This is a genomic window from Micromonospora sp. ALFpr18c (assembly GCF_008868155.1).
In the GTDB taxonomy this organism is placed as follows: domain Bacteria; phylum Actinomycetota; class Actinomycetes; order Mycobacteriales; family Micromonosporaceae; genus Micromonospora.
Window position 1 is genome coordinate 1 of the sequence record NZ_WBKR01000183.1, and the last position, 12852, is coordinate 12852.

4 protein-coding genes are annotated in these 12852 nt (G+C 64.4%); 3 read left to right on the forward strand and 1 reads right to left on the reverse strand.

Annotated elements, in window-relative coordinates; genetic code table 11:
* Positions 1 to 357: 357 nt before the first annotated feature.
* Positions 358 to 4779: a LamG-like jellyroll fold domain-containing protein gene (locus F8271_RS25145; protein WP_151492298.1), complete on the reverse strand. Its 4422-nt coding sequence runs from the start codon at positions 4777 to 4779 to the stop codon at positions 358 to 360.
* A gap of 372 nt (positions 4780 to 5151) precedes the next feature.
* On the opposite strand from F8271_RS25145, the gene F8271_RS34025 reads away from it, so the two are divergent.
* The 3 genes from F8271_RS34025 (at position 5152) to F8271_RS25160 (ending at position 12625) form a co-directional block, all read left to right on the forward strand.
* Entirely contained in the window at positions 5152 to 11520 is a 6369-nt protein-coding gene (locus tag F8271_RS34025) for an RHS repeat-associated core domain-containing protein (RefSeq protein WP_305069493.1), read from the forward strand.
* A 29-nt stretch (positions 11521 to 11549) separates the two neighbouring features.
* Positions 11550 to 11774, forward strand: coding sequence for a hypothetical protein (locus F8271_RS25155; protein WP_151492300.1), 225 nt, complete (start codon positions 11550 to 11552; stop codon positions 11772 to 11774).
* Positions 11775 to 12244: 470 nt separating this feature from the next.
* Positions 12245 to 12625: a hypothetical protein gene (locus F8271_RS25160; protein ID WP_225854741.1), complete on the forward strand. Its 381-nt coding sequence runs from the start codon at positions 12245 to 12247 to the stop codon at positions 12623 to 12625.
* Positions 12626 to 12852 lie beyond the last annotated feature (227 nt).

Consider the following 12852-nt stretch of genomic DNA (forward strand, 5'->3'; position numbering starts at 1 on the left):
AGGTGGTCGGTGATTTCACCGTCCATCGCAGCCTCGATCACACGCTTGGTCAGCTGCTGCAGCAGCCCGCCCTCACCGGTCAGTTGCAGGCCCGAGGTCCGGGCCTGCTCGACGAGCTGGCCGATCAGGTCGTCGTTCGCCCCGGCCGGCAGGCCAGGCTGCTGCTGCTTCTTCGCCACCGCGGCAGTATCCACGGCGTCAGTCGTCATGGTCATCAGGTGCGTCTCCTTGATCAGGAGTTACACCGTTCTTTTTACAGTCCCGCGGCCGGAGTGCTAGTGCTGCCCTTGCCTCTCGCTGGTTGCGCTGAACGTGGGGTGGGCCGGGTACCGCAGTGCCCGGCCCACGCCCGGTGGTTCACCAGCCGCTAGCGATTTGTGTGCGGGTGCCCAGCAGGCCGCCTGCGGCGCCGGGGTACATCCAGAGGTTGCCGGTGGAGTTGTCTCGGGCGATGATGTCCGGTTTGCCGTCGCGGTTGAAGTCGGTCAGTCCGAATGAGGTGTAGCCGCCCCAGCCGACTCCTACCTGCGTCACGCCGGTGACCGGGACGTCGTAGAGGCGAAGGATGCTGGTGCTCGCGAGTCGGGTGTAGATGTCTGGGGTGGTGTCACCGACGACGTTGGCGATGCCGAATGGGCTGAAGTCGGTCGTCCAGCCTCCGCCGAGTCCTACCCGGGCCGTCTTGCCGCCCTTGAGGTCGCCGGGGTAGTTCCACATTTGGCCGGTGGAGTCGGCGGCGATGACGTCGTGGTAGCCGTCTCTGTTCCAGTCGGCTACCCCGAATGGGCGGTAGCTGCACCAGCCGCTGCCGAGGAATGTGGGCGTTGGGCTGAGGTCGTCCGTGGTGCCGAGGAAGACCTGGAGGTTGCAGGAGGTGTTGTCGCGAACGACGAGGTCTTGGTATCCGTCGTGGTCCATGTCGGCGATGCCGAGGCTGGTGAATTGGTTCCATCCCGTCGACACGAGGCTGGGAGCGGTATTGAGCTGATTGTCCTGTCGGTGGTATTTCCACAGGTTGCCGCTGGTGTCGGCGGTGTAGACGTCGGTCTGCGGGGTGCCGGTGCCGGGCGGCGTCCAGGTCGTCGCGCCGAACGAGGTGAAAGGTCCGGTCGCGGCGGCGCTTGCCTGCGCTTGCTGCGGCGTGAGGGTCCGGTTCCACACCTCGAGGTTGCTGAGCATGCCGGCGTAGTAGGCGGTGGGCGCGCCCAAATACTTGTAGCGGCCGACGACGAATTTGCCGGTGCTGGGCCAGGTCGGCGTGGCGGTGAACTGGGCGCTGCCCTTGAGTTGGTTGTTGACGTAGAGGGAGATGGTTCGGGTGTCGGCGTTGTAGGTGGCGACGAGGTGTGTCCAGACGCCGAGTGCGGTGCCGGCTGGGGTCACGACTTGGGTGTAGGACCAGCTGCTGTCGGTGTTGCCCAGGCCGAAGCGCCAGGTGTTGTCGCTGGCGTTGTTCCAGAGCAGGAAGCGTGAGGCGTTGGCGCCGTCCTCGCTGGCGATGACGCCGCCGGCGCCGGTCGGCTTGGCCCACACCGAGATGCTGAACGATTTGGTGGTGTCGATCAGCGGCGCGGCGTTGTAGAGCGCGCTGTTGCCTTGAGAGACAACCTGCGTGCCGGTGTCATCGACGTTGAGGAACAGGGCGGGGCTGAACAGTTCGTCGCTACGCCACCTGGCGTGGATCTTGTCCGCGGCCTGGTCGGGGTCCTCGAGGCTGAGTGCTTTGCCACCCGATACGTCTTCGGCGGTGGTGACCTGGGCGTCCTTGTTGTCGTCGAGTTGCCAGGTGTGTTGCGAGGTGATGAGGGTCTGTGGCGGCTGCGCGGTGATGGTGGCGCTGCTGGCTTGCAGGTTGTTCACCAACCACATCGTCGTTGTCGCGCCCGCGCCGATGGTCGCGAGGTCGGGGGTGCCGTTGAGGTCGAAGTCGGCGCTGCGCAGCATGAGTGAGGCGCCGGTGTTCCAGCCGGAGTTGGCGAGGATTCGCGGCGTGTAGGTCAGCTGTCCGGTTTCCTCGCTGAAGGTGAGGTCGGACCACAGGTGTAGTGCGCCGGTCGTCTTGTTCCACAGGAACATCGCGGTGCCGGTGCTCATTTGTGTGGTGGCCAGCGTCCAGTTGTTCCAGGCGGTGTCGCCCGTGGGGGTGAGAGCTCCGGTCGAACGCGTCATGAAGCTCGCGGAAATCTCGCCGAGGCTCGGGTAGTAGGTCAGTCGATACCCGGTGGACGGGTCGCCGCTGGTGCCGATCAGGTCGGGAAATTCGAAGGCACCTCGGCGGCTGTCTCCCGCGTTGGCGAGTTGGATCGGTAGCTGCCCGTATTCGTCCGCTAGCTGGTCGGTCAGGAGGTTGAACTGGCTGACGTCCAGGACTGGAGTTGGTGTGGTTCCGTCGCCGTTGCCGGCGGTGACGCTGCCGGTGCCGTTGGTGGGGTAGTAGGCCAGGACGTCTTGAAGGCCGGTTCCGGTGAACCGTCCGGTGATCACTTGCGCTCCGTCGAACTCGGCGGGTGAGTTGGTGCCGCTGAAGCCGTTGCCGCGGGTGCCGATGTTGGTGATCCGCGGATTGACACCGGTGGTGCCATTGTTCTCGGCGAGCCAGATGCCTGGCTTGAGGTTGTTGACGGAGCCGACTGTGACGAGGTCTGGTCTGCCGTCGCCGGTGAGGTCTGCGTCAACCGCGCGCATGGTCGGCCGCACAGAGTTGAATATCCAGGGCGTGGTGTCGCCGAAGTTCGTTCCGTTCGCGGTGACGCTGGTGACACTCAGGGTGTTGGTGAAGCGGGTCGGGGTGATGGTGATGGTGGCGTTGCCGTTGGCGTCGGCCTGACTGGTGAGTGGGGGCATCTCGTTGAGCTGGTAGGCGTAGCTGGTTGGTTTGGGGCCGTTCAGGGGAGCCTTGACCTGGAATGTGGCGGCCTCGCCTACTTTGCTCGTTTCCGGCGGGATCACCGTCGGCGGTGCCGCACGTGTGGCGTCGAAGGTGAACCGGCATGTCGCCGACCAGGCGCTGGGCTTGCGGAAGTCGGTGACCTGCACTGCCCAGGCGAAGGTCGTGACCACTGGCTTGCCGGCGGCGTCCTGTGAATTCTCCCTGAGTATGTCCAGAGGAGCGATGCGGACCGCAGTGCTGCCCGACGGGTAGGTGAGCAGGTTCGGGTCGCTGGTGACAATGGCTTTCTGGGCGGGGTCGCTGTCTTTCCACAGCTTGAAGCTCACACCGAGCGTGCCACCGTTGGGGTCGGACACCGGGGCGTAGAGCGTGACCTCTGTATCACCGACGACCGTGGGGGTGGCAGCCGCGCATGCCGTGGTGGGAGCAGTCTTCATCCCGGTCGGGGTGTTGGGCGTGTGGTTGTAGCGGATGGTGAGGGTAGGGCTGGTCGCGAGGAACTTTTTCCAGCTCTCGATGTCGGTGGCTTCGTTCCCAGCCACCATCCACAACGTGCGGACCGCCTTTTGGTTGGCGACGTCGGTTCTGATTTGGCCGCTGATGTCGAAGGAGACACCGTCGGCGGGGCAGCCACTGTAGCCGTAGGCAAAGCTCTTCGAGGCGATTGCACTGCCCTTGCTGACGCCTTCCCAGTAACCCCAGGTGGCGTTGGACTGGGCCAATGTCGTGCTGGGGCCGTAGATGTTGACGGTCTTGGCGGTGCAACTCCACGACCACGTATTCGTGATCTTAAATTGTGCGTCGAGGATTTCCGCACCCTTCAACGTCCCGTAGGGCACGGGGAAGTTGATCAGCGTGTTGCGGCGTTGGCTGCCGGTGTTGCCGACCTGCATATGCCCATCAGGGTCGGGAGTGTTCTTCCAGTAATTGCTCGACTGGTGCTGATAGGAAATCGTCGCCCAGCCGGACATGCTCTGTCCAACTGGCGTCCAATTGAATGTTGGGTCGATGTAGACCGGGTAGACCGTCTTCGGGTCGGCCAGCAATTTGTTGTTCGGGGTCAGGTTCAACTTCCCGGGCGTGATCGCCACGTCTACCGCGGCGGTCTGGGCACCCGGACCCGGGGCGACAACAGTGGAAACGGGTGCACGAGCGGCCGGGGCGGTGCCGGTGGAGTCCCACATGGCTGGCGCCGGCGCGGTGAGCACGGGCTGGTTCGCCCGGTCCCGGCCGGTGATATTTCCGACCTCGTCCGAGGTGAGGGTGACGCCCGTGGTGGTGGTGGTCAGCTCGATGCTGGCGAGCTGGGGGTTGGCCGCTGCGGCGGAGTTCTTGACGACGAAGACGTGGGAGAAGGAGCCCTCGCCCGTAACCCGAATGACGAGGTCCACGCCGGGAAACACCTCGGTGTACGTCGCGGTCGGGCCGGAAAGGATCGGTGTCGGCAGCGCCGGAGCGATGGCCATGGCGAAGTGACGGTCGCCGCTGGTCATCTCAGCGAAGGGCCCGGCTCCGCCGGCAGACACGCGGACCGGTGTTGTCGTGACGGCCGCAGTGATGCTGCCGTCGGGGTGCCGAACCAGCGTTGGGTCGAGGTTCTTCCACTGGCCGGCAACCCGTGTACGGGTCGGCACGGCGCTCTGGGTCAACTCGACCACGCCGTCGGGGTTGGCGGTGACCGTCGTGGTGGGTGAGCCTGCGGCGGTTGCCTCGACCGGCTTACCGGTTCGTTTGGCCTGCGCCATGGCCTGGTCGACGCCGAGTGACGCGCCCGTCCTCGCCGCAGGTTTCGCCGAGGTGGAGGCCGAGGCGGCTACGGGTGTGGCGGTCAAGGTCATGATGGTGCTGGCGGCGAGAACGCTGGCGGCCACGCCTGCGGCGGTGACCATCCTGTGGCTTCTCGCCCCGTAGGTATGCCGTTTCCCGGGCATGAAGAGGTGCCTCCCCCATGGCTGTTGTCCGGAGCGCGAGGTCCGCGTCCGACGCGGCCACAGTGAAGCACCGCGTACCGCCTTCGAGGAACGTTCACCTCACGCGGACCTGTCCCTTTCGAAGCAACTGGAGCGCTTTGCTCACCCAAACATGATCAATCGTTACTTGCCCGTGACCATCCGGGTCGTAGGACGTGAAAGATTATTCCGCGCCGCGAGCGTGTGCGAACAGCCACTCTGCGTGGCCTTTCTTCTATGTCGCAGGGGTGGGTTCGGATGGTCGGGCACGGGGGTACGCGTTTGCTAACTCGGCGCAGACGACTGGTCGCGATGGTGGTGGGCGCATCGTTGATTGCGGGTCTGCTGTCGGGTTCACCGGCTTCGGCCAAACCGCGAGACGACCAGCCGGCGGAGCCTCCGGCGACGTCGCCCGGACCGTCGGTCAAGGGGGTCAAGCCGCTACCGACGAGGTTCGTGAAGCCACCGGACGGGGCGAAGCACTCCTACACGCCGACGCGGACCTCGTGGCCGAAGGCGTCTTCTGCGCGGCTGGCGTTGACGCCGCCGACTGATCGGTCGGCGGCTCCGGTGAAGGCGCGTGCGGCGGGCACGCCCGTCTGGGCGCAGCCCGTGGCGGTCGCCGGTCGGTACGCGGCTCCGTCGAGCGTGGACGTGCAGGTCGCCGAGCCGACCGCGGCCAAGGCCGCCGGGGTCGATGGCGTGCTGCTGTCGGTGCGTCCGGTGGATACTCCTGGTTCTGGCCCGGTTCGTGTCGGCGTGGACTACGGCGCGTTCGCGGAGGTCTTCGGCGGCAACTACGGCTCACGGTTGACGCTGGTGCGGCTACCCGCCTGCGCGTTGACGACACCGAAGGCGGCGCAGTGCCGCACAGCGACACCCCTGGCGGCGACCAATGATCTCGCGGCGCGATCGGTGTCTGCGGAGATCCCGCTGGCGGCTACCGACGTCCAGAAGGCCAGCGGTTCCACGGTGCTGGCGGTGGTGGCGAGCGCGGCCGACAACGGCGGCGACGGGGGCACCTACGCGGCGACGGACCTGAAGCCGTCCGGGTCGTGGAGCGGCGGTGGGAACACCGGGTCCTTCACCTACTCGTATCCGATCACGGTCCCTCCTGCAGCGTCGGACCTGACGCCGACGGTGGCGCTGTCGTACGACTCGGGCAGCGTGGACGGGCAGACGGCGTCCACCAACGCGCAGTCCTCGTGGGTGGGTGACGGCTGGTCGACCCCACACTCGTACGTCGAGCAGACGTTCGCCTCGTGCATGGATGACCCAGGCGGGTCGGCGTCACCGGTGAAGACATCCGACCGCTGCTACGACGGGCCGATCCTCACCCTGTCGTTGAACGGGTCGTCGACGGCGTTGGTGTGGGACGCGACCAAAAAGGTGTGGAAGCCCGAGTCGGACAACGGTGAGGTCGTCACCCACGTCGAGAACTCCGGCAACGGGTCCGGCACCTACAACACCGACTACTGGCGGGTGACGCTGCGCGACGGCACCGTGTACGAGTTCGGACGCAACCGGTTGCCGGGCTGGACTTCCGGCAAGACCGTGACGAACTCCGTCGATCACACGCCCGTGTACTCCCCGCACTCCGGTGACCCCTGCTACCAGTCATCGGGCTTCACCGCGTCGGTGTGCACGATGGCCTACCGGTGGAACCTCGACTACGTCACCGACGTGCACGGCAACGCGATGGCCTACTACTACGACCAGGACACCAACTTCTACGGCCGCAACATGGGTGCCAGCGACGTGTCGTACATCCGCGACAGCCACCTCGCGCGCATCGACTACGGCTTCACCGCGGGCGGCGCCTACGGCACCGTGCCGAACCGGGTCGTGTTCAACTCCGACGCCCGGTGCGTGTCCGGAACGTGTAAGCCGTTGAACGCCTCCACGAAGGCGAACTGGCCGGACGTACCGTACGACCTGGTCTGTGACTCCGGTGCCGACTGCGACGACTGGAGCCCGTCGTTCTTCTCCACCGTTCGCCTGACCTCCATCGAGACGCAGCAGTACGACACGACGACGTCGAAGCACGAGAAGGTTGACTCCTACGCGCTGTCGCAGACGATGCCCGCCACCGGTGATGCCACCTCCCCGACGCTGTGGCTGACCTCGATCACCCGTACCGGGCACGACCTCAGCGCCGGCGGGTCGGCCGATGCGATCACCTTGCCATCGGTGTCCTTCACAGACATCAAGCTGGCCAACAGAGTCGACGTCGCCGGAGGGCTGTCGGCGTTCTACCGGCGACGTATCGCCACCATCACTACCGAAACCGGCTCGGTGATCAATCCCAGCTACGAGCTGCCCGCGCCCTGCGCGGCCCCGGTCACGACCGATCCGGCCAACAACACCAAGTCGTGCTACCCGGCCTACTGGACCCCGGACGGGGTGACCGAGCAGAAGAAGGACTGGTTCCACAAGTACGCCGTCACCCGGGTGACCTCCACCGACCCGACCGGCGGCGCCGCCGCCTTGTCGACCAGTTACCAGTATCTGGGCGGCGCGGCGTGGCACGTCGATGAGAACGAGGTCGTCAAGGCCAAGTACCGTACCTACGGTCAGTTCCGCGGCTACGCCAAGGTGAGGACGTTCACCGGCGATGGCGTCAACGACCGACGCACCCAGGCCGACGTCGCCTACTACCGGGGCATGTCCAAGAACAACACCACCACGACGGTCACCCTGACCGACTCCGCCGGCGGTAGTCACGAGGACATCGACGAACTCGCCGGCAAGGAACTCGAATCAACTCGATATCTCGGCGAGAACGGGCGGGTCGACTCGTCGACGATCACCTCGTACTGGGTGTCCGGGGCGACCGCCACCCGTAGCCGGACGGGCCTGGCTGCCCTGACCGCCCAATGGGTACAGCCGATCAAGACCTACAGCCGGCAGGCGATCACCAGCGGGACGTCGACAACCTGGCGGTACACCGCCACCGACAGCAGCTACGACGCGAACATCACCAGTGCGACTCTCGGCGAGCTCAAGCACAGCTACACCTACACCGTGCCCGCCGACCCGGCCTACGACCAGTGCAGCACCTACACCTACGCGCCGGTCAACACCGGCAAGAACCTGGTCGGCTTGGTCGCCGAAACCGAAACCGTCGCCGTCGCCTGCGCGGGTTTCCAGCAGGGCAGCCCGGCCAGTGAGCCCGGAAGCGTCAACACCCTGTCCGCCCCGACAACGGTCAACCGACCGGCCCAGGTGGTGAAGGCGCAACGTACCTTCTACGACGACACCGATTTCTCCACCACTTTCCCCCAGCCCACCGCGCCCACCGCGGGCAACCCCACCATGACCCAACTCGCGGCGGACTGGACCTCCAGCACCTACCAGTGGCAGACCGCCAGCAGGTCGACCTACGACTTCTTCGGTCGAGTCGCCGACAGCTACGACGGCAGGGGCAACAAGACCGCGAGCGGCTTCACGATGAACGCGGCGAATCTCGTCGTCGGAACGTCGACGACGAACGCGTTGAACCAGTCGGTGTCCACCACCGTCAACCCACGCCGGGGAAGCGTGCTGACCAGCACGGACGCCAACCAGGTCACGACCCGGCAGCAGTACGACGCGGTAGGCCGAAACACCGCGGTGTGGCTGAACTCCCGGCCCACCAGCAAAACGGCCAACCACAAGTTCAGCTACACCGTGTCCAAGACCGGTGTGACCGCCGTGCTCAGCCAGACGATGAACAACTCCGAGCAGTACACGAGTGCGGTCACGATCTACGACGCCCTGCTGCGCAGCCGCCAAACCCAAACGATGACCCCGACCGCGCAGGGCGGACGAATGGTCACCGACACGTTCTACGACACCCACGGCTGGGTCCGCGCCTCGAACAACGGTTGGTGGGACGACGCCAACCTGCCACAGGTCACCACCCCGGTGTCAGCGAGGGACCTGGGTAAGCAGGTCCCGAACCAGACTTTCACCACCTACGACGGGCTCGGCCGGCCGGTCATCGTCGTCGCCGCGAAGAACGGTGTGACCGTCTCGACGACCACCACCGCCCACGGCGGTGACCGCACCACCGTGATCCCGCCCCAGGGCGGCGTCGTGACCGCCACGGTGACTGACCCTCTGGGCCGCAAGAGCGAACTGCACGAATACAGCAGTAAGCCCACGCTGATTACGCCAGCGGACACCTTCAGCGGCGCCTTCACCGTCACCGGCGGCACGGCCGCCGTGAGCAAGTACGGCTACGACAGCCACGGCAACCAAGCCACCCTCACCGACGCGGGAAGCCAAGCCACCCCCGGCGCCACGAGCAACGTCTGGACCTCCACCTACAACCTGCTCGGACAGGTCGTCGCCAAGTCCGACCCCGACGCGGGCGACAGCACCATGCGCTACGACGCCAACGGCAACCTCACCCAGTCCACCGACGGGCGAGACAAGACGCTGTCCTACACCTACGACGCGCTCAACCGTAAGACTGGGGAGTACGCCGCCTCCGTCGAGACCCAGTCGGCGGCGAACCAACGCAACGCGTGGATCTACGACAACAGCAACACCGTCTCCGGCGTCACCAACCCGATCGGCCAGTTGACCACCACCATCGCCTACCGCGACGGCCAGGCCTACACCACCCAACAAAAGGGATTCGACGTCTTCGGCAACAGCCTCGGCGTCACCATCACCATCCCCGCCAGCGAAGGCGCACTCGCCGGATCGTACGTCTTCGGACACACCTACACCTCCGTACTGGGCCTACCCCTGACCGACACCTACCCATCGAAGGGCAGCCTCCCCTACGAAACCGTGGTGCACGGCACCACCGGCGCGTTCGACCTCCCCAACAGAATCGGCGGCCTCGCCGGATACACCCAAAACGTCAGCTACGACGCCTGGGGCCGGGTGACCCAGCAACAAATCGGATCCTCCACCAGCTACGCCAACGTCACCAACATCTACGACACCCACAACAGCCGACTGAAGAACCAAACCATCACCCGATCCACCACGACACCAGCAACCGTGGACACGCAGGAATACGAGTACGACCCCGCCGGCAACATCACCCAAAAGATCAGCAAGCGCTACGGCGCCGTCACCCCGGCCGAAACCCAGTGCTACGGATACGACGACCTCGCCCGACTCACCGAAGCCTGGACCGCCACCGACGCCTGCGCCACCGCGCCCACCGATGCCAACAAGTCCATGGTCGGCAACACCATCGGCGCCGGTAGCGCCTACTGGACCAGCTGGCAGATCGACCTCATCGGCAACCGCACCAGGCAGGTCGCACACAACCTGACCGCCGGCGGAACCGACACCACCACCAGCTATACCTACGACGGCAACGGGCAAAACCAACCCCACACCCTGACCTCCACCACTACAACCGGCGGTTCGACCGGCGCCGTGTCATACACGTATGACAAAGCCGGCAACACCACTGTGCGCAACGCCGCTCAAGGAAACCAAACCCTCGTCTGGGACGACGCCGGGAAACTCACAGGTGTCACTGGCGGCGCCACCGGCAACATCACCTTCATCTACGACGCTGACGGCGATGTGCTCCTGCAGAAGGAGCCTGGCAAGAACACTCTCTACCTCCCCGGGCAGCAAATCACTCTGAACACGACCACGAGCGCTATTGGAGGTAGCCGCTACTACGATCTTCCCGGCGGCGGCAGTTGCATCCGCACCGGCACCGGCACCGCCTACACCTTTGCCATCGCCGACCAACAAGGCACACCTGCCCTGTACCTCGATAACACCGCCCAAAGCCCCACTTGGCGGCAGTACACCCCGTACGGCGCACCTCGTGGAGCGTCGATCAGCGCCCCGGACAACCGTGGCTTCCTTAACAAGCCGATGAGTTCCACAGATCTAACGATTGTCGGGGCACGCGCCTACGATCCTGCGGTCGGCCGCTTTGTATCGGTTGATCCGCTGATCGCAAGTGGTGACCCTCAACAATGGAACGCATATACCTACGCCAAGAATACGCCGGTAACACTAAGCGACCCAACTGGCCTGATCCCTGCCGACTGCCGTGAATTCGATTGTTACGGATATAACCCTGCTACCGGGTGTCCTGAAGGCTGCGGTACCCCGAAGAATTTGGAGTGGGGTCAGAAGAACGGCAAGAGCAGCACCAAGGCGCAAGGGCGTAACGGCGGCTCTGGTGCTGCTCCCCGGCGGCCTGGTCGATCTATTTGTCCAAAGCCGGACAGTTGTCTGAGCAATGAGGAGCGCAGGGCGCGCCAGGAGGCTGACGAGCTGATAGCCCGAAACGAGCGCCTCCATCGGCAGCAGGTGCAAGAGGTGGAAGAGTGCAGGGATTCTGACGTCTGCTGGGCTGCATCTGGTGGACGAGGGAAGCGGAAGATTTTCGAACAGCTCACCGATGCAGAACAAAAGGCGCTCGACGACAAGGCTCATGGGCGGCCTGTCGACAAAAAGGCGTATGCTTCGGCAAAGAAGAAGACAAACACTAATGAGAAGGCGGCCGGCGCCCGCAATGCCCAGAAGCGTCAGAGCCAGTACGGTGCGGATAAAGACCAAAATTCGGCACCCGATTCTACGGAAGGTGGCGTAAATTTCCAGGCACCTAGTTCGCAGGGGGCGGCTGCTGTGGGAGGAGCAATAATAACAGTAGGAGCTATCGTGCTCTGCGTTGTTGCCTGCTTCTTTAATCCTGCTTTATCTTAGTGTTCGGTCTAGCGAAAGGTGTGGTCGCCATGAAGGAGCAGCCAGGTGATTGGACATGCAATTATTTCTTACTTAGCCTACCTGCTGGTGAAGACCAAGGTAGTGTGCCAAACCTGCTGAGACATCTAGCACAGTCCATAGAAAAATTGCATGAAGGTGCCGGAGCGGAGATCCTCGGCATTACCTACAGTGACGACGAAGTAAATGATTACGGAACTTGGCCGAACATGACGGTCTATTACTCTCCGCAATGAACAGGCCAGTCGTAAGCAGCCGGGCATCAGGAGGATTCAGGCTACCATTAACTGGGAGCCCGGATTGGGAGGGTAACCACGCGTTTCGGAGAGGTGCCAAACCCAATCGCGGAGTTGGCCATGCTGTCACTTCATCGTGCTGCCCAGGCTCGCGCACCATTCGCTGCTCGTGGTTCACTCTGGCCGTCATTGAAGTTACAGCCTCCAGCCTGTCCTACGTGAAATGCAAGCCGTCCTCGCGGTCGACGAACATCGACGGGAGATTCAGGTGCTGCCCTGTGTGGACTCCTTGCGGCGGGGGTCTGTCAAGTTAACGGCTGTCCCCGTTTGCGACTTGAACGACGTCCGCTTTTCGCGGGTCACGAGGCATATGTAGCTTCGGCGTGTTGGACGCGCACCGTGCAGCCTAGTTGTTTGTGCAGGTGACCCTGCAGGGGTTGGGGACCGGAACCATACGGCAGGATAGGCCGGTGAGCGATGTGCAGGATGATGACCAGGCACGCAGCCGGGGATGGTACTCGGTGCGGTGCATATTTCAGTACGGTGTCGACGCGCCGGTCGTGTACGAGGAGCGTCTGTCGGTGTGGTGGGCGGTGAGCTTTGACGCGGCCGTTGCCTTGGCCGAGGCCGAGGCTGCCGATTACGCAAACGGGGTTGGCTGCCGCTACCTCGGCCTGGCGCAGGCATACCGAATGTCTGATGGGCTCGGCCATGGCGCGGAGGTCTACTCGCTGATGAGAGAGAGCGTGCTTCCTCCGGACGCCTATCTGTCGGCGTTTTTCGACACCGGCGAGGAGCGGCAGAGGGACCTTACGGGTTCCAGTGAAGGATCAGAGGGTGAAGCTAAGTAAGGCAGCAACCGACTGCGCCGACTTAACTGCGGCCAATGGTGAGCCTTCCGAGCAATTGACCGGCCTCGGGACGAGGGAGTCGAGGTAGGAAGTTCGTCCGCCAGGGTCATTGCGTGTTGGTGTAACTGCTGGTCACGGCGTCGATGAGGTCGTGTGATCGGCGGTCGGAGCGGCGGTTGGCGCGGGCGATGTTGGTGTCGCCGTTGATGCGGTGCCAGCCGATCGCG